The organism is Dactylosporangium sp. NPDC050688, assembly GCF_040654515.1.
GTDB lineage: Bacteria > Actinomycetota > Actinomycetes > Mycobacteriales > Micromonosporaceae > Dactylosporangium.
Map to the genome: position 1 here is coordinate 39,033 of NZ_JBFAIC010000067.1, position 24,844 is coordinate 63,876.

Genomic DNA, 24,844 nt, shown 5'->3' on the forward strand with positions numbered 1-24,844 from the left:
GGTAGGGGATTGGTGACCGCAAGGCACATCGATTGAAGGAGCGGCCATGCCAACCGCCAGAGAGATCATGACCGCGGGTGTCACCTGCGCGCAGGAGAACGAGACGCTGATGGACGCGGCCCGGAAGATGGCTGAGCTGGATGTGGGGTCGCTGCCGATCTGTGGCAGCGACAACCAGCTGAAGGGGATGCTGACCGACCGGGACATCGTGGTGAAGGTGCTCGCCGCCGGCAACGACCCGACCAGTGTGACCGTCGCCCAGCTCGCGCAGGGCAAGCCGGTCACCATCGGGGCCGATGACGACTCGACGGAGATCCTGGCCACGATGGCGAAGCACAAGGTACGGCGGCTGCCGGTCATCGACGGGCACGACCTCGTCGGGATCGTGGCCCTCGCCGACGTCGCCAGGGCGCTGCCGGACCGGCCCGTCGGGGACCTGCTCGACACCCTGTCCGAACGATGACCACGCCGGGAGCGCCGAGATTCACGGCAGCTTGTCGAGCAACGCCTTCATCTCGGTGATCTCGGCGGTCTGACCGGTCACGACGGCGCCGGCGAGCTGTTTCACCGCGGGGCTGGAGCCCTGGGCCTGCGCCGTCGTGGCCGTCTCGACCGCACCAGCAGCACCGCCCCGAGCGCGGCCAGGCGCCTCACCCGATACCGACCAGCACGACGGTGTTCATGCTGAAGTAGTACTTGTCGTCGATCTCCGACGCGTTCGTGGTGTGCAGGCGCTCGATCACCAGGTAGCCGCCGTGCACGTACAGCTCGCTGTAGACGAACCGGTCCTCCGGACGGATCCGCAGCTCGGTGCTCGACGTGACCGCACCGGTGACCATGTTGAGGACCAGGAGCTGGTAGTCCTTGTTGATCAGGTACACGTTGCGCTGGTCGGCGCCGATCAGCGTGCCGGACACCTCCGACATCCACAGGCGCTGGCCGGTGGTGCGCGAGAAGGCCCAGATGTAGCCGCCGACGACCTGCTCGGCCAGGGTGTCGCCGACCACGACGACCTTGTCCTTGTCGGGGACCGGCTCGGGCTTGACGATGTGGTCGGCGCCGAGCGACCAGTACGTCGGGGTGATGCTGCCGAGGCCCGACGCCGCGTCGGCGAAGCTGACCACGTCACCGGTCGGGGCGGCCTTGAACAGCATGCACCCGGAGCGGCCGAGCTGGCAGGAGGTCGGCTCCAGGTACCAGTTGGTGACGTTGTCCGGGCCGATCGACGCGCCCGGCGGGCGCCAGGTGGTGAGCAGGGTGCCGGTGCCGGCGTCGTACACCTCGAGCGTGGCGGGCTTCGCGCAGGTGTCCTTCACGAAGTACGCGTCGAGGCTGGTCCAGTCCACGGAGTGGCAGCCGGGCGTGGCGGCGAACGAGTGCGTCCAGCGGATCTTGCCGTCGGTGGGGTCGATGGCCTGCACGACGTCCTTGCCGGTGGCGATCACGATCTGCTGGTGGTCCAGGGAGGAGGTGGTGACGAAGAGGTCCTCGGGCGCGTACATGGTCTTGGCGCCGGTGCGGCGGCCCTTGAACGTCTCACCGTCGGCGGGGTCGATGCGCACCTGCCAGACGATGTCACCCTTCTCCGCATCGAGGGCGACGATCTCGCCGTCGGACCACTTGGTGATCACGACGGAGAGGCCGACGCCGCTGGCCGGTTTCTCGACCGCGACGATGGAGACGACCTCCGCGGGCCAGCGCCGGTACGCCCAGTGCGGCGTCATCTCCCGCTGCGCGGTCACGGGCGTGTCGGCGAAGACGCGCCGCTGCTCGGTGTAGACGCGCAGCCGGCCCTCGACGATCAGCGGGGCGGAGGGCAGCTCCGCGTACTGGATCGACTTGATCGGCTCGGGTGACGGCACCGGCTTGTTGGCGCGGCTGACGGTCTCGGCGGGCTTCAGGGTCCGGTACGCGGTGACGCCCATCGCGGCGATGACCAAGATCGCCAACAGCGCGGTGAGGACCCGGCGCAGCGACCGGGGCCAGTTTCGTGGGCGCACGCTGAATCGCCGCCCCGCACGACCGGTCCCCATAACCACCTCCGCCGGGCACCATACCCGGCGATCGTCGCATTCTGCTCACGGTGACCGTCGATCGCAGGGCTTCTCACACCCGCGTCACCACCGTGCCCCTCACCTCACCGAAGCCAATCATGGTGCCATCGGCCGGGCCACCTGCACACCGCGCGGCAGCCGAAATCGTGACCGTGTCGCCATCCTCCAGAAAGCTACGGGTCGAGCCGTCGTCGAGGCGGACGGGGTGTGCGCCGTTCCAGGTCCGTTCGATGAACGACCCGGTCTCCTCGGGCGTGGCGCCGGAGATGGTGCCGGAGGCGTACAGGTCGCCGGTGCGCGCCCACGCGCCGTTCGCGGTGAGATGGGCGAGTTGCTGCGCCGGTGTCCAGTAGATGCCGGCATACGGCGGGCGCGACACGAGCGTGCCGTTCCAGAAAACCTCGAAGCGGATGTCGTACGAGTAGCGCTCCGCCTCCCGCAGGTAGTCCAGCACCGGCGGGTCCTGGACGGGCGCGGCCGCCCGGGCCGGCTCGAGCGCGTCGAGGGACACCACCCACGGCGAGACCGAGGTGGCGAACGACTTGCCCAGGAACGGGCCGAGCGGCTGGTACTCCCAGGCCTGGATGTCGCGGGCGGACCAGTCGTTGACCAGGACGGCGCCGTACACGTGCGCGCGGAAGTCGTCGACGCCGACCGGGCCGGTCGAGGGCGCGCCGACGACGAAGCCGAGCTCCGCCTCGATGTCCAGGCGCCGGGACGGGCCGAAGCTGGGCCGCTCCTCGTCGGGCGCCTTGCGCTGCCCGTGCGGGCGCGGCACGTCGGTGCCCGAGACCACGACGGTGCCGGCGCGGCCGTGGTACCCGATGGGCAGCGACTTCCAGTTGGGCAGCAGCGACGGCGAGTCGGGGCGGAACAGCCGGCTCAGGTTCTTCGCGTGCTCCTCGGAGGAGTAGAAGTCGACGTAGTCGGCGACCTCGAACGGCAGCGCGAGCGCGGTGCCGGCCACGGGGTGCAGCATCGCCTCGACCGCGGCCCGGTGCGGCGCGCCGGCCGTGCCAGTGGACAGGCCGGTGAACAGGTCGGTGAGCTGCTCGCGGACCCGGGTCCAGGTGGGCCGGCCGGTGGCGAGGAACCGGTTGAGGGTGCCCGCGCGGGTGAACGCGCCGCCGGCGTCGAGCAGGCCGGCCTCCTCGGCGGCGCCCAGGTTGAGGATCAGCTCGCCGGCGCGGACGCCGACCCAGCCGTCCCGGGTCGCGCACAGCGGCAGGTTGTGCAGCCCGAACGGATCATCGGCGGCGGGCTCGGTCCACTCGGTCATGACGTCACCTCCGCTGCGCTCCGGCGCCGCCCTGACCGCGAAACTGCGCCCATGATGCCCGGCCCTCCGCTGCGCTCCGGTCCGGTCATGCGGGAACCTTACGGGGCAGCAGGCCGAGGTTGGTCAGGTCGGTGACCGGCTCCTCGACGCTGCAACTGCCGAAGCCGACCCACAGCGGCCGCGGCTGGTCGAGCCGGTCGCGGATCGCGACGGTGAGCGGCAGCGCGTCGGAGCCGGCGAGGATGCCGGCGAGGTCGGCGGGCTCGGCGCCGCCCGCCGCGGCGAGGGTCGCGGCGAGCACGTTGAGGAACCCGTGGTGGACCAGGCCGGTGTCGGGGTCGGTGTGCCGGACCGCGTGGTGCAGCCCGGCGGTCAGCTTGAACGGCAGCTCGCGGTCGCGGCAGGCGCAGATCACCGCGGCGAGCTCGACCGGGGTCGGGAACAGCTCGGCGGCGAGTCCCCCGGTGCGGAACTTCGCCGCCGCCGGCAGCCCCTCGGCGCGCAGCCGCGCCAGCTGGTCGAGGGCGCGCATCAGACCCCAGGCGAGCGGCACCTCGAAGTACCAGACCCAAGGCTTTTCGCTGTTCTTGCGCAGCAGGCCGGCGAGCTGCTCGATGCCGGGCGCCGGGTCCTCGCCGCGCTTGGCGACGGGCGACTCGACCTGCCGGACGGTGAGGTGGCCGGGGGCGGTCTCGAGGGCCCGCTCGACCGCGCCCGGCTCGCCGACGACCCCGACATCGACGGCGGCGCCGATCTCGGGCAGGTCGGCGGCGGGGACCAGCAGCGGGCCGATCATCGCCGCCCACGGGCCGTCGCGGTGGCGGAGGTGGGCCGGGACGGCGTCGGGCAGCGGCATGCTCCCCGGCGGGAAGACGGCGGCGTCGTCTACCAGGGTGGTCAGCAGAGGCGGAACTGCGTTTGACACGGCTTCCGAATCTAATGGACGCTGTAAGAGGCGGACAACTTTGTCCGCTATCCGGACGACTTCTTTCTTCCGGGAGGCAGCGGATGCCGTACTACCGTCGCGTGGGCGAGGTTCCACCGAAGCGACACACCCAGTTTCGCCAGCCGGACGGCTCGCTGTTCGCGGAAGAGCTGATGGGGCAGGAGGGTTTTTCGAGCGACTCGTCCCTGCTGTACCACAAGCATCGACCGACAGCGATCCTATCCGCGACCGCGGTCACCCCGTTCGCGACCACCCGCATGCCGAACCTGCCGCTCAAGCCGCGCCACTTCCAGACCCACAAGCTCGGCGGCGGCCCCACCGACGCCGTGCTCGGCCGGCAGCACCTGCTGGCCAACGACGACGTGCGGCTGTCCTACGCGCTCGCCACGACGCCGTCGCCGCTGTACCGCAACGCGATCGGCGACGAGTGCGTGTACGTCGAGGCCGGCGGGCTGCGGCTGGAGTCCGCGTTCGGCGCGCTCGAGCTGCACGCGGGCGACTACGCGATCATCCCCACGTCGGTCATCCACCGCCTGGTGCCCACCTCGGACGAGGTGCGGGTCCTGGTGATCGAGGCGTCCGGGCACATCGGGCCGCCGCACCGGTACCTGTCCAAGCGCGGGCAGTTCCTGGAGCACTCCCCGTACTGCGAGCGCGACCTGCGCGGGCCCGGCGAGCCGCTGCTGGAAGAGGGCGCCGAGGTGCCGGTGCTGGTCCAGCACCGCCGCGGCTGGACCGAACACGTCTACGCCACCCACCCGTTCGACGTCGTCGGCTGGGACGGCTGCCTCTATCCGTGGGCGTTCTCGATCCACGACTTCGAGCCGATCACCGGCCGGCTGCACCAGCCGCCGCCGGTCCACCAGACCTTCGAGGGGCCGAACTTCGTCATCTGCTCGTTCGTGCCCCGCAAGGTCGACTACCACCCGCTGGCGATCCCGGTGCCGTACAACCACCACAACGTCGACTCCGACGAGGTGCTGTTCTACACCGGCGGCAACTACGAGGCCCGGCGCGGCTCCGGCATCATCCAGGGGTCGATCTCGCTGCACCCGAGCGGCTTCACCCACGGCCCCCAGCCCGGCGCCGTCGAGCGCGCCCTGGGCGTGGAGGCGTTCGACGAGCTGGCGGTCATGGTCGACACGTTCCGCCCGCTCGACCTGTGCGAGCCCGCACTGTCGGTCGAGGACACCGCGTACGCGTGGACCTGGGCGCGCACCGTCTAGCAGGTCCAGCGCACCCAGGTGCTGTCGAAGGCGGAAAAGCCGTACATCTGCCGGCCGTCGTCGCGTACGCCCTTGAAATACACCTTGTGGCCGTCGAAGGACTGCGCGACCGGTACCAGGATGCCGTTGATCCACACCACCCCGTGCTGGTCGGCGGTGTCCGAGAGGCCGAAGATCCGCCCGTACATGTCGACGACACCGGCGCCGTCGATGCCCTTGACGGCGTCGGCCCGGCCGGTGCGGATGTTCCACCGCACGCCGGTGCCGACCGCCCAGTCGCCGGTCAGGTCGCCGACCGCGACCTTCTCACCGTGGTGGCCGGCGGGCAGGGGCAGGGGCTCGCCGGTGCCGTCGGGATGCCACAGGAACGGCGTGATCACGTCACCCCGGATCACGTCGCCGACGACGGTGCCGTCCCAGGCGATCCCGGACGCCCGCGAGGACGCCCCGTCCGGGGTGTCCAGCACCCGCGGCCGCCCGGGCCGGCCACCGGGCCACACGACCACCTTGAACCTGGAGGGCTGCTTCGTCGCCACCGTCCCGAGCAGGTCGCCGGCGTCGTTGATGTCGGTCAGCGAGACGTCCGTTGCACCGTCGGGCAGGACGAGGCGGGTGAACCGCCGGTCGCGGTACACCCAGGCCCGATCGTTCGCCCCGTTGACCCCGGCGAAGTCACCGGCCCGGTTCACGTTGGTCAGCCGGAAGTCGCTCGGCACGCCCTTGATGCGCTCCACGCGACCGTCCGTGTAGCGCACCGCCTCGACCGGCTGCGTGCCCGGCGCGTCGAGGTGCACCGCGACCCGCCACGACCTGTCAAGCTCCACCCAGGGGTGGCGGCTCACGTACGGCGCGGTGTCCTTGCTCATCGAGCACTCGCCCAGCGGCGGCGCGACGGTCGACGTCGGCAGCGGCACCGGCGTGCGCTCGGCGGGCATCGACTGCGGCCGGCCGGTCACGGCGCTGACCGCGACGGTCGTCGCCAGCACGGCCGCGGCGGTCAGGCCGGCGACCGCGGCGTGCCGCATCCTGCGCCGGCGCCGACCCACCCGGATCGCCTGCCGCAGGTCGACGCGGGGCGGGCGCACGCCGGCGTCCCGCAGCGGGCTCAACAGGTCCTCGTGCATCACGCCCCACCCCCGGCCGGCGCCAGCACGCCGAGCTTCTTGCGCAGTTTGGCCAGCCCGTCGGAGGTCTGGCTCTTCACCGTCCCCGGGGAGCAGTCGAGCAGCTCGGCGACCTCGTCCACCGGCAGATCACACAGGAACCGCAGCACCAGCACCGCCTGCTGCTTCGGCGGCAGCGCCCGCAGGGCGGCCCGGATCACCATCCGCTCGTCGGCCGGCTGCCCGGCGGCGGCCGCGCGGTCCGGCAGCGCCTCGGTCAGCAGGACCCGTGACCAGCGGCCGCGGCGCTCGGTGAGGAACGTGTTGACCACGCTGCGGCGCACGTACGCGTCGAGGTTGTCCACTTGGCGCACGTGCCGCCACCGCGTGTACAGCGTGGTCACCGCCGCCTGGACGATGTCGTCGGCGCGGTCAGCGTCGCCGCACAGCATCACCGCCAGCCGGTGCAGCTGCGGCAGTCGTGGCTGGAAGTACTCCACGTACTGCCGTTCGAGTTCGTCGCGCACATCGCCTCCCGCCGCATTGACGCGCGCTGCCCCTGCGGCGGTTGGGTGGTGTTTCCTAGTGCTCGATCACCTTCGTCGCGGTCACCCGGCAGACCACCCGGGTGACGCCCGGCACCGCCTCGACGAACGGTTTGCCGTCGTACAGGCGGCTGAGCTCGTCGATCAGCTCCGGGCCGCCCTCCTCGACCAGTTTGACGGTGCCGCGGACCTCGACGTAGCGGTACGGGTTCGCCGGGTCGTACACGCAGATCGACACCCGCGGGTCGCGCTCCATGTTGCGGGTCTTGCGCCGCCCCCGGATGGTCGAGAAGACGACGTCGCCGCCGTCGTGCTTGGCCCAGATCACGCTGGACTGCGGCGCGCCGTCCGGGTTGATCGTGCTGAGCACCAGGAACGCCCGGCGGTCGAGCAGGTCACGCAGCATCTCGTTCAAGGCATTTACCCTTTCGGTACCGGATAGATCAACGCAACGGCGGTGGCCGCGAGGCCCTCGCCCCGGCCCGTGAAGCCGAGCCCGTCGGTGGTGGTGCCCGACAACCGGACGATGGCGCCGATCGCCTTGCGCAGCGTCTCCTCCGCCTGGGCGCGGCGCCGGCCGACCTTCGGCGCGACCCCGATCACCTGCACGGAGACGTTCCCGATCTCATACCCCGCGTCACGGACCAGCCGCGCGGCCTCACGCAGCAGGGTCACCCCCGACGCGCCGGCCCACTCCGGCCGGCTGGTGCCGAAGTTCGCCCCGAGATCACCCAGACCGGCCGCGGACAGCAGCGCGTCGCAGATCGCGTGCGCCACGACGTCGCCGTCGGAGTGCCCGGCGAGCCCGTCGACGCCTTCCCACTTGAGCCCCGCGACCCAGCACTCCCGCCCTTTTTCGAACGCGTGCACGTCGGTCCCGTTGCCGATCAACATCATCGCTGCATCACTTCCGGAGGGTACGACGATCGGTGCACGATCGTGAACTTCTAGTTGCCGAGCCATCATCGGACTCGGCATCCTGGCGATCCGGGCCTAGGCTGGGTCAGGTGCGCAACGACCTGACGACCCCGAAAGCCCCACGGCAGTGGTGGCGCACCGGAGCCGCCTTGCGCTTCGGACTGCTTGCCCTGCTGGTCGCGACGCTGTCCGTGGTGATGCTGATCATTCACCCGGACAAATCGTCGCTCACCCATGCCGTGGGCCCCGACCATCCGTTCGGCCCGGCGATCGCCGTCTTCGGCTCCGCCCTGTTGACCACCGCCCTGGTCCCCCGGACCCTGCTCGCCGGCGTCGGCGGCGTCCTCTTCGGCTTCGCTGGCGGCGTCCTCTACATCCTCGCCGGGGTCACCCTCGGCGCCCTGCTCGCCTACACGATCGGGCACTTCCTGGGCCGCGACTTCATGGCCCGCCACCTCAGCGGCCGCTTCCTCGCCGTCGAGCAGGCCGTCGCCAACCGCGGCATCGTGGCCGTCATCATATCCCGCATGATCCCATTCGTGCCGTTCTGCGTGGCCAACTACGCCTTCGGCACCACCCGGGTCCGCCGGGCCACCTTCGTCCTCGGCACCATGCTCGGCGCCCTGCCCGCCACGATCGCGTACGCCGCCCTCGGCTCGGCCACCGCCCGCGGCGACACCCTCGGCATGTCCCTGGCCGGCGCGATGATCGCGACCCTGGGCGTCGGCGGCTCGATCGGCACGTACCTCGTGTGGCGCCGCCGCCCGCGCAAGCAGCACGTCGCGCCGGTGTCGGCCGCTCCCGCCTGACACTGCATGTATTTCTTGTACGTCGTTCGCGTCGGCCCCGTGGTGCTCCCCGCCACGGGGCCACCTCGTGTGGTGGGCCCGTTCCGGCTCGGAACCACCCGGCGTGGCGGTCCGCGCTTCGAGATCAGCTGGCGAAGCGGACCTGGCGGGCGAACGCCTCGATCCTTGCCAGGTCGCTCGGGCGCAGGCCGCGGCGCGGGTTTGGCTTGATCAGCAGCCCGCGACCGCCAGCGGTCAGCGCGGCGGACTCCGGTCCGGGATCCGGCACGGCGGTGTCGTCCGTCCACACCAGCCGGCGCCGGTCGGCGAGGACCCCACGGGCCGCGGCCAGCTTCAGCGGGTCGGTGTCGTCCACCCGGTCCAGGTCGGCCGCGGTCAGGGCACGGCCGAACGGTGGCAGGTCGAACAGGTGCTCCAGCGCATCGGCGTCCGGGCACCAGGTCGTACACCAGCGGACCTCGACGAGACCGGCAAGCGCCAGGTGGCGGATCCGGGTGATCAGCAGAGGTGCCCAGCGGATCGGCCAGTCGACGCCGGCGGAGTGGGCGGTGCCGCGGCACAACGACGGTCCCCACAGCGGGCGGCGGACGTTGAGGACGCCGTCGACGTCGAGGAGCCAGACGGGCGGGCGGCGCACGGTCAGAAGAGCAGCTCGGCGACGGCCAGGTCGAACGGGCGGGTGATCTTCATCGCGGCCTCGGAGCCGGGGACGGTGTGCACCGGGATGCCGAGCTTCTCGGCCATGCCGGCGTCGTCGGTGTGTTCGTCGACGGCGGCGGCGTGGGCGCTGGTCAGCACATCGCGGCGGAAGCCCTGGGGGGTCTGGACGGCGCGGAGGACGGAGCGGTCGACGGTGCCGACGACGACGCCGGAATTGTCCACCTGCTTGATGGTGTCGACCACGGCCAGAACGGGTATGACGGCGCCGTGCCCCCCTCGCACCGCGTCCGCGACCGTCTCCACCAGCTCAGGTGGGGTCAGTGCACGCGCCGCGTCATGGACCAGCACGATGCCGAACTCTTCGGGGACGGCGGCCAGCGCGGCAGCCACCGACGCCTGCCTGCTCGCCCCGCCCGCGACCACCAGCAGCCGGACCGCAGGGGAGGAGAGCGGCCGCAGCATCGCGGCGACGTCGTCGACAGCGTCCGCGGGCGCGGCGACCACGATGCAGCCGACGCTGGGCGCGGCAGCCACCCGGCGAACAGCGTGCATGAGCAGCGGCTCCCCTCGCAGGAGCCGCAGTGCCTTCGGAGCACCGGGGCCGAGTCGGACCCCCATGCCCGCAGCAGGCACGAGGACCGCGACGTCACCACGCACACTGGGGTGCGCCGTCACGTCGCGGTCCTCGGTCTAAGGGATAGCCGGGCTGAAATGTCAGGCCTCGGTCAGCACCTTGTCCAGCAGCGTCTCGGCCTCATCCTTGGTGCTCTTCTCGGCGAGCGCCACCTCACCGACCAGGATGTCCCGAGCCTTGGCCAGCATGCGCTTCTCGCCGGCCGACAAACCACGCTCCCGGTCACGGCGCCACAGGTCACGCACGACCTCTGCGACCTTGAGCGGATTGCCGGAGGCCAACTTCTCCAGATTCGCCTTGTAACGCCTCGACCAGTTGGTCGGCTCCTCGGTGTGCGGAGCGCGGAGGACGTCGAAGACCTTCGTCAGGCCTTCCTCGCCAACCACCTCGCGCACGCCGACGATCTCGGCGTTTTCGGCGGGCACCCGCACCGTCAGGTCACCCTGAGCGACCCTGAGGACGAGATACTGCTTCTCCTCGCCCCTGACGACCCGAGTCTCGATTGCCTCGATGAGTGCGGCCCCGTGGTGGGGGTAGACAACGGTCTCGCCGACACTGAAAACCATAGGTTCGAAACCCCTTTCGCTGTGTCTAGGGTAACACGGTCACGCGCCGTCGTCCCACCCAAGAGAGCAGCATTCGCGCAGGTCAGAACACATGTGAGTCCCCTTTCTCCCGCTTGACATGAATCGTGGAACCTGCTGCGTAACGGATCAACAACCCAGGGCACACGCAAATGTGCAGGCTGTAGGACATTTCCGATTGATTACCGCGAGTGCCTACGGAACCGACAGCGGGCCTCCACAACGCCACGCTGTGTGACGTAACCAGCGGCGGAGCGTGGGAAAATCTTCACGCATCTCGATGGCTGGCCCCACTGGCGCGCAGCAGCCGGGTGAGGGAAAGTTAAGGCAGGTGCGAGGAGAACAGCGATGGGCACGCTGCGCGGCGACAACGGTGGTGGTGACCGACCACAAGACGGTGGTGGCCTGCCCGACCTGCCCCCTGAGTGGGGCACGATCATCATTCCCGACGATCCCGGCGCACTCGACGATGAAGGCACGTCGATCCGTCGACAATTCCGCCGTGCCGCAATCCGCCGTCGCTGGCGCCGCCGGCTGCATCTGAAGCCGGAGCCGCTCGGCCGGACCACCGACGATTCTCCCGGCCTCGCCGTGCCACTGCTCATCATGTCGATCGCCGTCATCGCGACGCTGGTGAGTCTGTTCGCGGTGGCCTGGCCGCGGCGTAACCCCTACGGCACGCCGCAGCTCACCCCGCCGTCCCCCGCCGCCGTGGTCAGCCTCACCGGGCTCACCCTGGTCGACTCCGAAGGCTCGACGGTACGGATCCGCGACCTCACCCCCGCGGTGATCCTGCTCATCGACGGCTGCAGCTGCGAGCAGCTCATCACCGGCACCGTGAACGCCGTCGCGGCCAGCAAGGCCCCGTCCGCGCAGGTGCTGGTGGTCGCCACGCGGCCCCCGACGCTGCCCGAGGCGCTCAACGTCAAGGTGAAGGTCGGCGCGTTCGCGGATCCGAACGGCTCGGTCCGCGCGGCGGTGCCGTTCCTCGCGCCCAGCCGCACCACCGCGGCCATCCTGGTCGGCGCGGACGGCCGGGTGCTGCGGTCGGTCAGCTCCGTGACCAGCGCCGCCGCGTTCGACAGCGAGCTGGGCAACCTCGCGGTGACCCCCTCGTCAACCGCGTAGCAGCGTCCCGTACAGCGTCAGGCCAGGACCGAACGCGAGCACCACCGTGTGCTTCGGCGGGCCTGACGGGCGGCGGCGCAGCGCGTCGAGGATCAGCAGGACCGTCGGCGACGAGCAGTTGCCGTGCTCGGCGAGGGTGCCACGCGACTCGGCCAGCGCCGATTCCGGCAGCGCCAGCTGGTCGCGGACCACGTCGAGGATGCGCGGCCCGCCCGGGTGCACGGCCCAGCCGTCCACGTCGGCCAATGTCAGCCCGTGCCGCCCCAGAAGGTCACCCACCAGGTCCGCGACGTAGATCGACAGCACGTCGGGCACCTTCGGCGACAGCCCCATCCGGAACCCGAGGTCTGTGACGTCCCAGGTCATGTGGTCCGCGGTCGCCGTGTCCGTGACCGCGGCGATGTCCGTGACCTGCTGGCCTGAACCGTGCGGCACCAGTACCACTGCCGCCGCCGCATCCGAGAAGAGCGCATGCGCCACGATCTGCTGCGGATCCTCACTCGGCGGCTGCACGTGCAGGCTGGTCAGCTCGAGGCACAGCAGCACCGCCGGGCGTCCGCGGGCCGACACGAAGTCCGTCGCGGCGCCCAGCCCGGGCAGCGCGGCGTAGCAGCCCATGTGCCCGATGAACAGCCGCTGCGTGGTCGGCGCCATGCCCAGGTCGCGGGCGAGCAGGATGTCGAGGCCGGGGGTGGCGTACCCGGTGCAGGAACACACCACGAACAGCCCGATCTCGTCCGGTCGCAGGCCGGCCGCGTCGAGTGCGCCGCTGACCGCGTCCTTGCCCAGCGGCAGCGCCTCGGTCAGGTAGCGGCCCATGCGCTTCGCAGTCGACCAGCCCGACGCGTCCTCGACGAGCGGGTTCACCGCCCCGTGCCGGCTGACCACGCCCGAGTTGCTGAAGATCCGCTTGGCCAGCCCCCTCCGGGAACCGTTGTAGTGCCGCTCGAAAAAGCCCGACCACACCTCGTCCTGGCGCATCGGGCCCGGGAATGTCACACCCATGCCCGCGATCGCGGCACCTGTCACTGGGTCCCCTTTCTGCCGCGCCCCTGGTAGAGGATCGCGGTGGTGAACGTCGGCACGATCGGCACAGCGTTACGGCGGGTCACCAGCCAGCGGGCGAGCGCGGGCAGCGTCGGTCGGACGCCCCGCACGTCTAGCGGCACGCCGTTGCGCGCGCATTCGACCCGCAGGTCCTGCGGATCGACGAACAGGGCGGGGTCGTGGATGCCGCGCACCGCCGGCAGGACCGCCTCGGCGAGCCGAACCGCGACCAGCCGCGACACGGCGGTGTCCGCCAGGGTGTCCAGCACCAGCCACCCCCCGGGTCGCAGAATGCGGCACGCCTCGGCGACCACGGCCGGCCAGTCGGGCACATGCTCCAGCAGTTCACCCGCGCTCACCACGTCAGCGGTGCCGTCAGCGAACGGCAACCTGCACGCATCCGCCCGGACGGGCGCGACGCCGTGCGCGGCGGCCTGCTCCAGCCCGGACGTCATCAGGTCGACGCCGACGTGCCGGTACCCCTTGCCGGCGACGTGCGGAGCGAGCAGCCCGCCGCCGCAGCCCAGGTCGACCAGCACGGCGCCGTCGCGCGACGCGGGCGGGATGAGCCGGGCCCGGGCGCGGGCCAGCCAGTACAGCATGGACAGTGGCGATCCGGGACGCCACCACTCGCCGGCCAGGTCGTCATACTGAACTGGGTCGTTACGCGCCCGGCGCGTCGATCGCATGGATCGAGACTGACACGGAACCCTTCCGACAGCCACACTTGCCGGATGTCCGTTGCGAGCGCGATCGTCCGCGCCAGTCACCCGGAGCCGGCGGTCGCGGTCACCGCCGTGGCGGCGCTGCTGTCGTTCGGACTCGGAAGATCCTGGCCAGGTGTGCTGGCCGCGGCGGCTACGGTACTGGCGAGCCAGCTCTCGATCGGTTGGGTCAACGACGCGCTGGACGCTTCGCGGGACGCGGCGGTGGGGCGTACCGACAAACCCGTCGCGACCGGGGTGATCTCCCGGCGGCTCGTTTTCACCCTCGGCATCGCCGCCGCCGTCGCGATGGTGCCGCTCGGTTTCCTGTCGGGGGCCGGCGCCGGGCTCGTCGCGCTGCTGGCGCTGGTCTCGGCGCTGCTCTACGACTGGCCGCTGAAGTCCACGCCGGTGTCGGTGCTGCCGTACGCGGTCTCGTTCGCCTGCCTGCCCGCGTTCGTGGTCATCGGTGCCGGGCTGGATCCGCCGCTGTGGCTGCTCGCGGCCGGTGCCCTGCTCGGCGCGGGCGCGCACTTCGTCAACGCGCTGCCCGACCTCGACGACGACGTCCGCACCGGCGTGCGGGGACTGCCGCACCTCCTCGGCCGGAGCGGCTCGCTCGGCGCCGCCGCCGTGCTGCTGCTCGGCGCCACCGCCGCCCTGGCGTTCGGGCCGCCGGGGCCACCCGCGCCGCTGTTCTGGCCGACCCTGGCGGTGGCCCTGGTCGTGCTCGCTTTCGGGGTGTACGCCATGCGCCGCAACCCCAGCTCACGCGTCCCCTTCCTGTCGGTGATCGCCGTCACGCTGATCGATGTGGTATTTCTGCTGGTCAGCGGCTTGAACCTGGGTTGACCGGCGTGGTGTCAGGGTGCGCGTCATCGGCCGATCAACGGCATCTAGGCTGTACTTCGGCCGCCCGATCCCAGATGGAGGACCCAAGGTGACGCGTACGATTCCGGCTGCCCGCCGCCGCACGATGCTGGGCGCCGCGCTGCTGGCTTCCGCCGCGCTCGGCGTCGGCCTGCTCTCCGGGTGCAGCGCCGGCCAGATCACCCAGACCGACACCCAGGTCGCCGCGGTGCCGGGCATCGGCGCGCAGAGCGCCGACGGGCAGATCGTGCTGCGCGAGGGTGTCGTGGCGTATGCGGACGCGTACAAGGCCGGCAGCACGGTGCCGATCGAGGTGCGGCTGTTCAACAACGCCAAGCAGTCGGTGAAGCTGACGGGCGTCACGGCTGGGTCCGCCGGCACCGTGGTGCTGGTGGGTGGGCCTTCCGCCGCGGCCGCCCCTTCTTCTCCGCCTTCTTCGGCTCCGGCCTCCGCCTCTGGCTCTGCGTCTGCGTCTGCATCTGCGTCGAAGTCGCCCTCGGCGCCGCCGGCCCCGGCCCCCGTCGGCTCGTCCAAGATCGGCGTGGAGATCCCGGTCGGCGGGTTCGTGTCGCTGAGCCAGAGCACCAAGACCTACCTCGCGGTGGAGAAGCTCACCGGCGAGGAGCTGCGGGCCGGTATGGCGCTGCCGAACGTGACGTTCACGTTCACGTATGCCGACGGCAGCACCACCACGATCACCGTGCCCGAGCTGCCGATGACCGTGCCGCTGAGCCCGCTGCCGAAGCCGAGCCCGGTCGTGGGGCACGAGGGCGAGTAGTTTTGTCATACCCGTGGGCTAGCTTTCGGGTGTGACGAAGTCGAGGGGCGCGACCTACCAGTGCGACGTGTGTGGGCACCGGCCGGCCAAGTGGATGGGGCGGTGCCCCGAGTGCGGTGAGTGGGGCTCGGTCATCGAGGCCGCCGCCCCCGCCACCGGGCTCGGCCCGACCGCCCTGCGCGCCGTGCCGAGCCGGGCCCCGCTGGAGCCGGCCCGCCCGATCGCCGAGATCAGCGCCGCTCCGGCCCAGGCCCGCCCGACCGGCGTGGCCGAGTTCGACCGGGTCCTCGGCGGCGGCATCGTCCCCGGCGGGGTCGTGCTGCTCGCGGGTGAGCCCGGCGTCGGCAAGTCCACCCTCCTGCTCGACGTCGCGCAGCAGTGGGCCAAGCACAGCGACACGCCGTCCCTCGTGGTCAGCGGCGAGGAGTCGGTCAGTCAGGTCCGCCTGCGCGCCGAGCGCATCGGCGCCCTGCACGAGCGGCTCTATCTGGCCGCCGAGAGCGACCTGTCCGCCGTCCTCGGCCACCTTGACGCGGTCAAGCCGGGGCTGCTCATCCTCGACTCGGTGCAGACCATCTCCGCTCCCGGCACCGACGGCGTCGCGGGCGGCGTCACCCAGGTCCGCGCCGTCACCGCCGCCCTGGTCGCCATCGCCAAGGAGCGCGGCCTCGCCACCGTCCTCGTCGGCCACGTCACCAAGGACGGCAACGTCGCCGGCCCCCGCGTCCTTGAGCACCTCGTCGACGTGGTGCTCAACTTCGAGGGCGACAAGCACTCCTCGCTGCGCATGGTCCGCGGCCTGAAGAACCGCTTCGGCGCCGCCGACGAGGTGGGCTGCTTCGAGATGCACGAGGGCGGCATCACCAGCCTCCCCGACCCGAGCGGTCTGTTCCTCACCCGCTATGCCGACGCCGTCTCCGGCACCTGCGTCTCGGTCGCCATGGAGGGCCGCCGCGCCCTCGTCGTCGAGGTGCAGGCTCTGATCGGTGCCCAGACCCCCGGTTCCCCCCGCCGCACCGTCAGCGGCCTCGACTCGGCCCGCCTAGCCATGATCATCGCCGTGCTGCAGCAGCGGGCCCAGATCCAGCTCCACGACCGCGAGGTCTATGCCGCCACCGTCGGCGGCCTGCGCGTCACCGAACCCGCCGTCGACCTGGCCCTGGCGCTGGCCGCCGCCTCGGCCGCCCACGACCTGCCGATGCCCCCGGACCTCGTGGTCGTGGGCGAGGTCGGCCTGACCGGCGAGGTCCGCCGCGTCGGCGCCGTGCCCCGCCGGCTCGCCGAGGCTGCTCGGCTGGGGTTCCGGTTCGCCCTGGTCCCGCCGGGCTGCGGCCCCGCCGCGACGGGCGTGACGCCGCCGGGGATGCGGGTGCTGGAGGTGGGCGACGTGAGGACAGCGCTGCATTACGCGGTGAAGGCCTCCGCCGAGGCCGACCCGCGCTGACGCTTCCAGCCTGGCACCGCGGTGGGCGGCGGCCTGGGCCGTGAGGGGTGCGCGGGCCGGCGGACCTGCGCGGGCCGGCGGCCGCGCCGACCGGCCCGGCCCCGGCGCCTGGCTCGGGCGGATCGGGATTGCGCCGTGCCCGAGCTTGGCGTTTGCCTGAGCCGGGCGGGTTTGGGCGCCTGGCCCGCCCCCGCCTGGCCCGCCCCGCGTCCGGCCCGCCCCGCGTCCACCCCACGTTCACCCCGCGCCTGGCCCGCGCCTGGCCCGCGCCTGGCCCGCGCCTGGCCCACGCCTGGCCCACGCCTGGCCCAGCCCGCGCCTGGCCCGCCCCGCGCCCGGCCCGCGATCACCCCGCGCCCAGCCCGCGCCCAGCCCGCGCCTGGCCCACGCCTCGCCCAGCCCACCCCGCGCCCAGCCCACGCCGCGCCCAGCCCACGCCGCGCCCAGCTCCAGCCCTGCCCGCAGCCCGCGCCTGGCCCGCCCCGCGCCCGGCCACCCCGCGCCCAGCCCACCCCGCGCCCAGCTCCAGCCCTGCCCGCAGCCCGCGCCTGGCCCGCCCCACGCCCGCCCCGCGCCCGCCCCGCGCCCGCCCCGCGCCCGCCCCGCGCCCGGCCTGCGCCTGCTTGGTGTGCGCGTCGAGCGCGGGATGGGGCCTGATCCGCGTCACGCCTGACTGGACAGCGCCGGGCCTCACCACGTCTGCTGGTGTTCGTCCGGGCCGCCACACCCTTAGCCATGACCACGCGCCGCCGAGCCGCCACGTCCGTGTTGCCACGTGCGGGCCGCGCCGTTGCTGCGCAGTGATCCAGTCGTGGTCCGTGCCTACGTCAGACCCGGTGTGAGGGGTTGGCACAGCCGGCTCGTTCGGAACAACCCGGTGGATTCCTGGAACCCGGTGGATCCCTGTTCCTCTGGCAACAGCGCGCCACCGGGTTGTTGCGTGTCCGGCCACGCCGTTGCCGGAGCAGTGGCCCGGCCGGCCGGCTCAGCGGGGGCTGAGGTGGTTGGCGATCAGCACCTGGTCAGGGGCGAACGCGGCCAGGGCGGCCAGTTGGCCGTCGGGGCCGCCGGCGAAGTCGCGCAGGCGGACGGCGACGTCGAAGCCGCTGGCGCGCTCAGAGGGGGTCTTCGACAGTTCGCGGAGCACGTTCTGGTCCAGCCAGACCGGGTTGGTGCCGGTGCGGTCCAGGCCGGCCCGGAGCCGGACCAGCAGGTACCGCTCGCCGCCGATCTCCATCAGCGCGACCTGCGCGACCCGGGACCACGGCAGGACCAGGGTCCGGATCCAGCCGGGGCGCACGGTGAGGGCGAAGTGGTTGGCGCCGACCCGGGGGCGGCGCACGACGGCGAGGACGAACGGGGTGGCGCCGACCGTGGCCAGGCCGACCGTCCACATCGGAAGGTCGGCGAGCAGGTTGTCGGCGCCGGAGGGCAGGACCTCGGGTTCGTCGGCGAAGAGGCCGCGGACGAGGCCGCAGGCGAGGGCGGCGCAGAGCGCGTACCAGGCCAGGGTGGCCAGGGACCGGGACGGGAAGCTGCGCCGCCACTCGATCCGCTCCGGACCGGCCACCGGTGGGACCTCACAGACATCAATTATGATCCATCGAGCGATGGTGTCCGCCCACTCTACGGGCTGGGTCGATACCGCACCAGCACCGGATGTCCGACCATCCGTAGACTGTGCGGGTGCCGATCGACCGCGAGCCCAGCAGAGGCGGTTCCCATACCGGCCTCAACGGGGGTTGGGCCGCCGCACTGCCCGGTGCCGACCCGATGCGAGCGACGCTCGCCCTGATGGCGCCGGGGACGGTGCTGCGCGACGGGCTGGAGCGCATCCTGAGAGGGCGCACGGGCGCCCTGATCGTGCTCGGTTACGACAAGGTGGTCGAGCAGATGTGCACCGGCGGGTTTCCGCTGGACGTCGAGTTCTCCGCGACGCGCCTGCGGGAGCTGTGCAAGATGGACGGCGCCGTCGTCCTCTCGAGTGACGGCACGAGAATCGTCCGGGCTGCCGTGCACCTGATGCCTGACCCGACGATCCCGTCCGAGGAGTCCGGCACACGGCACCGCACGGCGGAGCGGGTCGCGAAGCAGGCCGGGTTCCCGGTGATCTCGGTGAGCCAGTCGATGCGGATCATCGGGCTGTACGTGAACGGTCAGCGGCACGTCCTGGACGACTCGGCCGCGATCCTGTCCAAGGCGAACCAGGCGCTGGCCACGCTCGAGCGGTACAAGCTGCGGCTCGACGAGGTCAGCGGGACCCTTTCGGCGCTGGAGATTGAGGACCTCGTCACAGTCCGCGACGCGGTGGCGGTGGTGCAGCGGCTGGAGATGGTGCGGCGCATCGCCGACGAGATCGCCGGTTACGTCGTGGAGCTCGGCACCGACGGCCGGCTGCTCGCGCTGCAGCTGGAAGAGCTGATGGCGGGTGTCGAGGCGGACCGGACGCTGGTGATCCGCGACTATCTGCCGTCGGGGCGGCGCAGCCGTTCGTCCGACGACGCGCTGGAAGAGCTGGACGCGTTGACGGCCACGGAGCTCATCGACCTGGTCGCGGTCGCCAAGTCGCTGGGGTACCCGGGGGCGAGCGACGCGCTGGACGCCGCGGTGTCGCCGCGCGGGTTCCGGCTGCTGGCGAAGGTGCCGCGGCTGCCCACGCTGGTCGTGGACCGCCTGGTCGAGCACTTCGGCAGCCTGCAGCGGCTGCTCGGGGCGACCGTGGAGGACCTGCAGGCCGTCGACGGCGTCGGCGACGCCAGGGCGCGCGGCGTGCGCGAAGGCCTGAGCCGCCTGGCCGAGGCCTCGATCCTGGAGCGTTACGTCTAAAACCATGCTCGCACTGGCTGCGCTGCTCGCGCCGGCCCGGCGACCGTGGTGATCCAAGTCGCGCCCAGGCCGTCTGGACGACCGCCACGCGACTTCGATCAACCGGGCAAGATCACATGGTGGGGCGGTCGCAACGCGTCCCCGTCCACTCTAGGAAGTGCTAGGTCAGGTGGACCTGCACCGGCGTGCTCAGCTTCGTGTCGAGGCGGCCGACCAGCTCGTACTTGCCCGCCGGCGGCACCTCGCGGTTGACGCACCCGTTGTTGGTGGTCTTGCCGTTCCACGTGGTGGAGAACGACACCTCGATGCCCGGCTTCAGCGTCGTCGGCTGGCTGCCCTTCGGCGGGTCGCAGTGGTCCGACGACCACATCTTGATCGCACCGACCTGCAGGTACAGCTCCTGGAAGTCGGCGCCGAGGTCGCGGGTGCAGTCGTGGGCGGAGGTGTTCTTGATCTTCAGGAAGAACTTGAGGTACGCCCCGCGGAACTGCACCGGCTGCTCGGGCGACGCGACCAGCGACAGGTCGGCGTCGGCGCAGACCGGCACGGTGGAGGCGACGGCCGGGGCGCTGCTGGACGGCGGCGCGCTGGTGACCGGGTCGCCGGTCGTCGGCGTCTGGATCGTCGGCGCCGGATCCGCGGTGGCCGGCGGAGCGGAGGACGCCGTCGGCGACTGCGCCGAGGTGGGGGTCCGCTTCGGATCCGGTCCGGAACACTGGGCCCACAGCATGAGCACCACGATGAGCAGCGCCCCGCCGACGATGGCGCGACGCCGCCAGTACACGCCAGCGGGAAGCGGGCCAACCGTCAGCTTCATGATGCACTCACCGTATCGAGGGAACGGGTAGCGAACGGGACGGCGCGCCGTGTAGACCGCTCAGAGATAGACCTTGCGGGCGTAAACGGCGTGTGCGCCGGCAACACGATCGAGGAACAGTAACCCAGCGCAATGGTCGATCTCGTGCTGCAGGGCCCGTGCCTCGAACGCGTCAGTAGTGATCTCGATCTCTTCGCCGGTGCCCGGCAGCTGAGCGGCGACGACGAGCCGGTTGGCGCGCTTCACGTCGCCGGTGAGGTCCGGCACCGACATGCAGCCCTCGCGGCCCTTCTGCCACTGCGACGCCTCGAGCACCCGCGCGTTGCACAGCACCAGCGTGCCGTGCACGGTGCGGGCCTTCGCGTGCCCGGTCACGTCGACGGCGAACACCTGTGCCGCCACGCCGACCTGCGGCGCGGCCAGCCCGACGCAGCCGGGCGACACCCGCATCGTGTCCACCAGGTCCGTGGCGAGCTGGACGATGTCCTCGGCGAGCGGGTCCACGGCCTTACCCGCCGTGCCCAGCACCGCGGCGGGCGCCCGGACCACCTGCAGGACGGTCACATCAGGTCCGCTTCGCCGGCGCGCAGTGTCGCCTCGACCCCGAGCTCCGCGGCGGTCTGGTCGATCGCTGCGGCGAGGTCGGCCATCGCCCCTGACGCGTCGACCTCCGCCACGACGACGTAGAGGTTGCCGGCCAGTCTGGTCGTCAAGTCGGTGATGTTGCCGCCGGCGGCCGCCACGGTACGGCTCAACGCCGCGACGATGCCCAACCGGTCCGCACCGTGCACGGTCAGCACGTAGTGCTCGCCGGACGGGGCGTCGACCAGCTCCTCGCCGACCTCGCGGACGGTGACCAGCAGCGTCCGGTCGGCGGTCAGCGGCGCGAGCGCCGACTCGATCTCGGCGGCGGCCACGGTGCCGGCGCAGACCAGCGTCATCGCGAAGTGCCCGCGCAGGCGGGTCATCGTCGAGTCGGTGAGGTTCAGGCCGAGCGCGGCGAGGATCTCCGCGACGTCGGCGATGATGCCCGGGCGGTCATGGCCGATGACGGTGACGGCGTACTCGTTCACTTGACCTATCCTTCCTTATCGCCTCTTACGCCCTCGCACAGACCGTCACGCGTTGGTACGACGCCAACGCCCGTGACCTCCCGTGGCGGCAGCCCGACGCGACCGCGTGGGGTGTGCTGGTCAGTGAGGTCATGCTGCAGCAGACCCAGGTGTCCAGAGTGGACCCCGCCTGGCGCCGCTGGATGGAGCGCTGGCCCACGCCCGCGCATCTCGCCGCCGACCCGCCCGGCGAGGCCATCCGCGCCTGGGACCGGCTCGGCTACCCGCGGCGCGCCCTGCGCCTGCACGCGTGCGCGACCGCCCTCGTCGAGCGCCACGGCGGCGAGGTGCCCGACGACGTCGACGCGCTGCTGGCACTGCCCGGCATCGGCATGTACACGGCCCGCGCGGTCGCGGCGTTCGCGTTCCGCCAGCGCCACCCGGTCGTGGACACCAACGTCCGCCGGGTCGTGGCCAGGATCGTCGACGGCGCCGCCGACGGCGGCCCGGCCACCACCCCCGCCGACCTGCGCGCGGTCGAGGTGCTGCTGCCCGAGGACCACGAGGAGGCGGCCCGCGCCTCGGTCGCGTTCATGGAGCTCGGCGCGGTGATCTGCACCGCCCGCGCGCCGCGCTGCGAGGAGTGCCCGGTGCTGTCGACGTGCGCCTGGCGCCTCGCCGGTGCGCCGGCGTCCACCTCGCCGAGCCGCCGCACGCAGCGGTACCACGGCACCGACCGCCACGTGCGCGGACTCCTGCTGGCCGTGCTGCGGGCCAGCGACGACCCGGTGCCCGCGGCCCGGCTCGACCTGGTCTGGGACGACGAGGTCCAGCGCGGCCGGGCGCTGCGCGGGCTGCTCGAGGACGGGCTGGTCCGGGAGCGTGCTGGGACGTACACGTTGCCCGGGTGAGTCCGAGGGTTGCAAGCGGATCATCTAGTTTTTCCCACACTTTCCGGGCCTCCTTTCAGGGGCATCCATGGATAGGCTCTCGGCGTGCTCATCCCTCACGCCAGGGCACGCCGGGCCGTCGCCGCGCTGATCGCCGTCGCGGCGCTCGCGGGCTGCGGCGCCTCCTCATCCGGCGGTCCTCAGTGGACGGACGCCGGCGCGTCGCGCGCTCCGTCGCCCAGCGCGCTGTCCGCGTCACCGGACGACGTCACGTCGCCGTCCTCGTCGCCTTCGTCGGCGCAGCCGTCGGCCTCCGCGAAGCCGTCCACCTCGAAGACCCAGTCCACCGCCGCGGCGCCCCCAGCGGGCAACAACTACGCCGCCCGGCTGCCGAAGTTCGACCGCGCGCCGAAGGCGGACAAGGTCCGCCTGCCCGAGGGCGCGTCGGCGGCGTACTTCTCCCGCATCCCGACCGACCAGCCCGTGGCGTTCATCACCATCGACGACGGCCAGGTCAAGCGCCCCGAGGCCTACGAGCTGATCAGGCAGGCCGGCGTCCCGGTCACGCTGTTCCTCACGATCGACGCGATCAGGAACGACCCGGCCTACTTCAAGCGCCTCCAGGACGTCGGCGCCGTCATCGAGGCGCACACGGTCACCCACCAGAACCTCAAGGGCAAGTCCTACGCGGTGCAGCGCCGGGAGCTGTGCGACTCCGCGGACAAGCTCGGCCAGTGGTACGGCCGCCGCCCGGTGCTCTTCCGCCCGCCGTACGGCGAGAAGGACGACACGACGCTGAGGGCCGCGCACGACTGCGGCATGCACGCCGGCTTCTTCTGGAAGGAGACCGTCGACAAGGGCATCGTCCGCTACCAGTCCGGCAACACCGTGCAGCGCGGCGACATCATCCTGATGCACTTCCGCGACCGGTTCGTCGACGACTACATCGCCGCCCTGCAGGCCATCAAGGCCGCCGGCCTCACTCCGGCCCTGCTGGAGGACTACATCCCCTGAAACGCCGCCAGCAGCGCCCGCCGTTCGTGATCGGCCAGCGGCAGGCGCTGCTGGACCGTTTCCCGCAGCGGCTCCGGCACCGAGTAGCTCCCGCCGCTGCCGATCACCGGCACCACGAGCGGCGGCAACGCGCCGAGCTCCTCGGTCAGCCCCAGCGCTTCCGCGGTCGCGGCGTCGACCGCCGGTAGGTGCGCGAGCCGCCGTACGAACTCCCGCTCGTCGTGGTGCAGCACCTGCAGCAGCGCCCCGACCAGGTGCTCCCGCAGCGGCCCGTCCACCCGGGCCAGCTGCCGCAGGCTGGTGCTCCGCTCCACCGCCGGCAGCCGCGCCAGCCACGCCGCCGCCAGCCCCACCAGCGCCGGCCACCCTCCGGTCAGCAGGTGCAGGTCCGGCGCCAGCCCATCGGCCCCGGCCGCGTCCGCCAGCGCTGCCGCCAGCACCTGGTACGTCTCATCCTCGGCAAACCCGAGGTGCCCCGCCCCCAGCCGGTCCACAGCCGCGACGGGAACCGGCTCCTGCCCGCTGAGCACCAGCGGCACCACCCCGACCAGCCTGCGCCACTGCGCCCCGTCGGGATCGACCCGCTCCAGCCCGTCGATCACCACCGGCCGCCCGCCGTCCGGCAGGTCCTCGTCCTTGTACGGCAGCCTCAGCACAACGGCGCCGCTGCCCTCGGCCCACTGCTGCAGCAGGGTGCTCTTCCCGGCCCCGCTGCCCGCCACGATGGTGACCACCGGCTGTCCCCGCCCGGCGCCCCGGCCGTCGCCTGGACCCGGTCGGTCGGCGCCGCCTGGACCTCCGGCATCACGCGCACTGCCGGCGGCACCCGGGGCGCAACCCGGGCGCCGGCTGCCGGCCGGGCTGAGGGCGGTGCCAGCGGCATCCACGGCGCCGGCGGCGTCCGCTGTGCCGGCAGGGCTCGCGGCGCCGGTGGAACTCGGAGCGCCGATGCTGCCCGGGGCGCCGGCAGGGCTCGGGACACCGGCGGAACCGGGAACCCCGGTTGGGCCGGGAACCCCAGCCGGGCCGGGAATCCCGGCGAACGCCCGGTCCAGCCGCTCCAGCAGGGCGGGCCGGACGATCGGCGGAGGCGACGCCGGCCGCCCGAACCGCGCCGCCGCGAAGTCCTGCCACCATCCAGTCACGCCACGCAACGTATCCCGGCGACCCGCCGCTTAATCCTCGTCTTCACGCACGGGTACGCCCTCCACCCGGGCAACATGTCGGATTTCAGAAGGTCTGACAGCACTTCAGCCGCGCAGACCGACGGGTCCCGGAAACGGCAGAGGCCCCCGACCGGTCGTACGAACCGGGTCGGGGGCCTCAGCGAATATCAGCTACGCCGCCGATTCCTCGGCGGAGCCGCCCTTGGTCAGCTCGGCGGGGACGGCGTCCGGGACTGCGCCCGGGCGGTCGGCGCCGTTGAAGACCAGCTTGGCCTTCTCGAACTGGGCGGGGTCGCCTTCGCAGTCGATGACGACGATCTGGCCAGGCTTGAGCTCGTTGAACAGGATGC

General features: G+C 72.1%; 27 protein-coding genes and 1 pseudogene. 10 read left to right on the forward strand and 18 right to left on the reverse strand.

From position 1 onward, the window contains the following. Nucleotides 1-46 precede the first annotated feature (46 nt). Nucleotides 47-463 (forward strand): CBS domain-containing protein, encoded by a 417-nt coding sequence (locus AB0H83_RS41625; RefSeq protein WP_360105841.1) that lies wholly within the window; start codon nt 47-49, stop codon nt 461-463. Nucleotides 464-484: 21 nt separating this feature from the next. On the opposite strand, the pseudogene AB0H83_RS41630 reads toward AB0H83_RS41625, so the two are convergent. The 4 genes and pseudogenes from AB0H83_RS41630 to AB0H83_RS41645 form a co-directional block, all read right to left on the reverse strand. Beyond that, nucleotides 485-607: pseudogene (locus AB0H83_RS41630) on the reverse strand (hypothetical protein); the annotation flags it as partial. Between the two features lie 43 nt (nt 608-650). Next, nucleotides 651-2,000, reverse strand: coding sequence for a PQQ-binding-like beta-propeller repeat protein (locus AB0H83_RS41635; RefSeq protein ID WP_360105844.1), 1,350 nt, complete (start codon nt 1,998-2,000; stop codon nt 651-653). Between the two features lie 106 nt (nt 2,001-2,106). Next, nucleotides 2,107-3,333 (reverse strand): fumarylacetoacetase, encoded by a 1,227-nt coding sequence (fahA, locus tag AB0H83_RS41640; RefSeq protein WP_360105847.1) that lies wholly within the window; start codon nt 3,331-3,333, stop codon nt 2,107-2,109. An 85-nt stretch (nt 3,334-3,418) separates the two neighbouring features. Next, entirely contained in the window at nt 3,419-4,258 is an 840-nt protein-coding gene (locus tag AB0H83_RS41645; RefSeq protein WP_360105850.1) for a hypothetical protein, read from the reverse strand. 83 nt (nt 4,259-4,341) lie between these two features. Between AB0H83_RS41645 and AB0H83_RS41650 the strand changes: the two genes are divergently transcribed. Continuing rightward, entirely contained in the window at nt 4,342-5,505 is a 1,164-nt protein-coding gene (locus tag AB0H83_RS41650; protein ID WP_360105852.1) for a homogentisate 1,2-dioxygenase, read from the forward strand. Here AB0H83_RS41650 and AB0H83_RS41655 read toward each other — a convergent pair. From AB0H83_RS41655 to ispF, 4 genes are read right to left on the reverse strand one after another with little or no spacing between them, the layout of a single operon-like run. Then, on the reverse strand, nt 5,502-6,629 hold the full coding sequence (locus AB0H83_RS41655; RefSeq protein ID WP_360105855.1) for a hypothetical protein: 1,128 nt from the start codon (nt 6,627-6,629) through the stop codon (nt 5,502-5,504). The two genes, AB0H83_RS41650 and AB0H83_RS41655, sit on opposite strands and share 4 nt — an antisense overlap. Beyond that, the gene (locus tag AB0H83_RS41660) at nt 6,629-7,135 is read right to left on the reverse strand and encodes a SigE family RNA polymerase sigma factor (protein ID WP_360105858.1); all 507 of its coding nucleotides are present in this window, start codon (nt 7,133-7,135) and stop codon (nt 6,629-6,631) included. Before AB0H83_RS41660 ends, AB0H83_RS41655 begins: the two co-directional genes overlap by 1 nt. Before the next feature lie 55 nt (nt 7,136-7,190). Further along, entirely contained in the window at nt 7,191-7,559 is a 369-nt protein-coding gene (locus AB0H83_RS41665; RefSeq protein WP_360105908.1) for a PPOX class F420-dependent oxidoreductase, read from the reverse strand. Between the two features lie 14 nt (nt 7,560-7,573). Then, on the reverse strand, nt 7,574-8,050 hold the full coding sequence (gene ispF, locus AB0H83_RS41670) for a 2-C-methyl-D-erythritol 2,4-cyclodiphosphate synthase (RefSeq protein WP_360105861.1): 477 nt from the start codon (nt 8,048-8,050) through the stop codon (nt 7,574-7,576). A 110-nt stretch (nt 8,051-8,160) separates the two neighbouring features. On the opposite strand from ispF, the gene AB0H83_RS41675 reads away from it, so the two are divergent. Further along, nucleotides 8,161-8,880: a TVP38/TMEM64 family protein gene (locus AB0H83_RS41675; protein ID WP_360105864.1), complete on the forward strand. Its 720-nt coding sequence runs from the start codon at nt 8,161-8,163 to the stop codon at nt 8,878-8,880. Between the two features lie 124 nt (nt 8,881-9,004). Here the strand turns inward: AB0H83_RS41675 and AB0H83_RS41680 are convergent, their stop codons facing one another. The 3 genes from AB0H83_RS41680 to AB0H83_RS41690 are packed head-to-tail and all read right to left on the reverse strand — an operon-like array spanning nt 9,005 to nt 10,740. Next, nucleotides 9,005-9,517 carry a hypothetical protein gene (locus AB0H83_RS41680; protein WP_360105867.1) on the reverse strand — a complete coding sequence of 171 codons (513 nt, stop codon included), beginning with the start codon at nt 9,515-9,517 and terminating at the stop codon, nt 9,005-9,007. 2 nt (nt 9,518-9,519) lie between these two features. After that, nucleotides 9,520-10,215, reverse strand: a complete 696-nt coding sequence (ispD, locus tag AB0H83_RS41685; protein ID WP_360105869.1) for a 2-C-methyl-D-erythritol 4-phosphate cytidylyltransferase — start codon at nt 10,213-10,215, stop codon at nt 9,520-9,522. A gap of 39 nt (nt 10,216-10,254) precedes the next feature. Further along, nucleotides 10,255-10,740, reverse strand: a complete 486-nt coding sequence (locus AB0H83_RS41690; RefSeq protein WP_033363204.1) for a CarD family transcriptional regulator — start codon at nt 10,738-10,740, stop codon at nt 10,255-10,257. Between the two features lie 366 nt (nt 10,741-11,106). On the opposite strand from AB0H83_RS41690, the gene AB0H83_RS41695 reads away from it, so the two are divergent. Continuing rightward, nucleotides 11,107-11,886, forward strand: coding sequence for a hypothetical protein (locus AB0H83_RS41695; RefSeq protein WP_360105873.1), 780 nt, complete (start codon nt 11,107-11,109; stop codon nt 11,884-11,886). Here AB0H83_RS41695 and AB0H83_RS41700 read toward each other — a convergent pair. After that, entirely contained in the window at nt 11,875-12,891 is a 1,017-nt protein-coding gene (locus tag AB0H83_RS41700) for a type III polyketide synthase (protein WP_360105876.1), read from the reverse strand. The two genes, AB0H83_RS41695 and AB0H83_RS41700, sit on opposite strands and share 12 nt — an antisense overlap. 20 nt (nt 12,892-12,911) lie before the next feature. Continuing rightward, nucleotides 12,912-13,622, reverse strand: coding sequence for a methyltransferase domain-containing protein (locus tag AB0H83_RS41705; protein WP_360105879.1), 711 nt, complete (start codon nt 13,620-13,622; stop codon nt 12,912-12,914). Between the two features lie 45 nt (nt 13,623-13,667). Here AB0H83_RS41705 and AB0H83_RS41710 point away from each other — a divergent pair, with 45 nt between their 5' ends. The 3 genes from AB0H83_RS41710 to radA all read left to right on the forward strand — a co-directional run bounded on the left by AB0H83_RS41710 (nt 13,668) and on the right by radA (nt 16,729). Beyond that, a complete protein-coding gene (locus tag AB0H83_RS41710; protein WP_360105882.1) occupies nt 13,668-14,489 on the forward strand; it encodes a UbiA family prenyltransferase in 822 nt (273 codons plus the stop codon). 88 nt (nt 14,490-14,577) lie between these two features. After that, entirely contained in the window at nt 14,578-15,285 is a 708-nt protein-coding gene (locus AB0H83_RS41715; protein ID WP_360105885.1) for a hypothetical protein, read from the forward strand. A 31-nt stretch (nt 15,286-15,316) separates the two neighbouring features. Continuing rightward, complete coding sequence (radA, locus tag AB0H83_RS41720) at nt 15,317-16,729, forward strand: DNA repair protein RadA (protein ID WP_360105888.1); 1,413 nt, start codon at nt 15,317-15,319, stop codon at nt 16,727-16,729. 985 nt (nt 16,730-17,714) lie between these two features. Here the strand turns inward: radA and AB0H83_RS41725 are convergent. Further along, complete coding sequence (locus tag AB0H83_RS41725) at nt 17,715-18,299, reverse strand: hypothetical protein (protein WP_360105891.1); 585 nt, start codon at nt 18,297-18,299, stop codon at nt 17,715-17,717. 203 nt (nt 18,300-18,502) lie between these two features. Here AB0H83_RS41725 and disA point away from each other — a divergent pair, with 203 nt between their 5' ends. After that, on the forward strand, nt 18,503-19,555 hold the full coding sequence (disA, locus tag AB0H83_RS41730; protein WP_360105911.1) for a DNA integrity scanning diadenylate cyclase DisA: 1,053 nt from the start codon (nt 18,503-18,505) through the stop codon (nt 19,553-19,555). Between the two features lie 160 nt (nt 19,556-19,715). Here disA and AB0H83_RS41735 read toward each other — a convergent pair whose 3' ends face one another. The 3 genes from AB0H83_RS41735 to AB0H83_RS41745 are packed head-to-tail and all read right to left on the reverse strand — an operon-like array spanning nt 19,716 to nt 21,445. Beyond that, nucleotides 19,716-20,372, reverse strand: coding sequence for an adhesin (locus tag AB0H83_RS41735; protein ID WP_360105894.1), 657 nt, complete (start codon nt 20,370-20,372; stop codon nt 19,716-19,718). Between the two features lie 60 nt (nt 20,373-20,432). Further along, nucleotides 20,433-20,936, reverse strand: coding sequence for a peptide deformylase (def, locus tag AB0H83_RS41740; RefSeq protein ID WP_360105897.1), 504 nt, complete (start codon nt 20,934-20,936; stop codon nt 20,433-20,435). Continuing rightward, entirely contained in the window at nt 20,933-21,445 is a 513-nt protein-coding gene (locus AB0H83_RS41745) for an ACT domain-containing protein (RefSeq protein ID WP_360105900.1), read from the reverse strand. The genes def and AB0H83_RS41745 overlap by 4 nt, the downstream gene beginning before the upstream one ends. Nucleotides 21,446-21,462: 17 nt before the next feature. Between AB0H83_RS41745 and AB0H83_RS41750 the strand changes: the two genes are divergently transcribed. Beyond that, a complete protein-coding gene (locus AB0H83_RS41750) occupies nt 21,463-22,335 on the forward strand; it encodes an A/G-specific adenine glycosylase (RefSeq protein ID WP_360105913.1) in 873 nt (290 codons plus the stop codon). Between the two features lie 84 nt (nt 22,336-22,419). Then, entirely contained in the window at nt 22,420-23,328 is a 909-nt protein-coding gene (locus AB0H83_RS41755; RefSeq protein WP_360105903.1) for a polysaccharide deacetylase family protein, read from the forward strand. Here the strand turns inward: AB0H83_RS41755 and AB0H83_RS41760 are convergent. Further along, nucleotides 23,316-24,062, reverse strand: coding sequence for a hypothetical protein (locus AB0H83_RS41760; RefSeq protein ID WP_360105906.1), 747 nt, complete (start codon nt 24,060-24,062; stop codon nt 23,316-23,318). The genes AB0H83_RS41755 and AB0H83_RS41760 overlap by 13 nt on opposite strands. Nucleotides 24,063-24,844 lie beyond the last annotated feature (782 nt).

What these genes read in the sequence shown, in the direction of transcription:
- AB0H83_RS41625 (WP_360105841.1), top strand. Translation starts at nt 47, where the DNA reads ATGCCAACCGCCAGAGAGATCATGACCGCGGGTGTCACCTGCGCGCAG.
- fahA (WP_360105847.1), bottom strand. Translation starts at nt 3,333, where the DNA reads ATGACCGAGTGGACCGAGCCCGCCGCCGATGATCCGTTCGGGCTGCAC.
- AB0H83_RS41650 (WP_360105852.1), top strand. Translation starts at nt 4,342, where the DNA reads ATGCCGTACTACCGTCGCGTGGGCGAGGTTCCACCGAAGCGACACACC.
- AB0H83_RS41655 (WP_360105855.1), bottom strand. Translation starts at nt 6,629, where the DNA reads ATGCACGAGGACCTGTTGAGCCCGCTGCGGGACGCCGGCGTGCGCCCG.
- AB0H83_RS41665 (WP_360105908.1), bottom strand. Translation starts at nt 7,559, where the DNA reads ATGCTGCGTGACCTGCTCGACCGCCGGGCGTTCCTGGTGCTCAGCACG.
- ispF (WP_360105861.1), bottom strand. Translation starts at nt 8,050, where the DNA reads ATGATGTTGATCGGCAACGGGACCGACGTGCACGCGTTCGAAAAAGGG.
- AB0H83_RS41690 (WP_033363204.1), bottom strand. Translation starts at nt 10,740, where the DNA reads ATGGTTTTCAGTGTCGGCGAGACCGTTGTCTACCCCCACCACGGGGCC.
- AB0H83_RS41695 (WP_360105873.1), top strand. Translation starts at nt 11,107, where the DNA reads ATGGGCACGCTGCGCGGCGACAACGGTGGTGGTGACCGACCACAAGAC.
- AB0H83_RS41700 (WP_360105876.1), bottom strand. Translation starts at nt 12,891, where the DNA reads ATGGGTGTGACATTCCCGGGCCCGATGCGCCAGGACGAGGTGTGGTCG.
- AB0H83_RS41705 (WP_360105879.1), bottom strand. Translation starts at nt 13,622, where the DNA reads ATGCGATCGACGCGCCGGGCGCGTAACGACCCAGTTCAGTATGACGAC.
- AB0H83_RS41710 (WP_360105882.1), top strand. Translation starts at nt 13,668, where the DNA reads ATGTCCGTTGCGAGCGCGATCGTCCGCGCCAGTCACCCGGAGCCGGCG.
- disA (WP_360105911.1), top strand. Translation starts at nt 18,503, where the DNA reads ATGCGAGCGACGCTCGCCCTGATGGCGCCGGGGACGGTGCTGCGCGAC.
- AB0H83_RS41735 (WP_360105894.1), bottom strand. Translation starts at nt 20,372, where the DNA reads ATGAAGCTGACGGTTGGCCCGCTTCCCGCTGGCGTGTACTGGCGGCGT.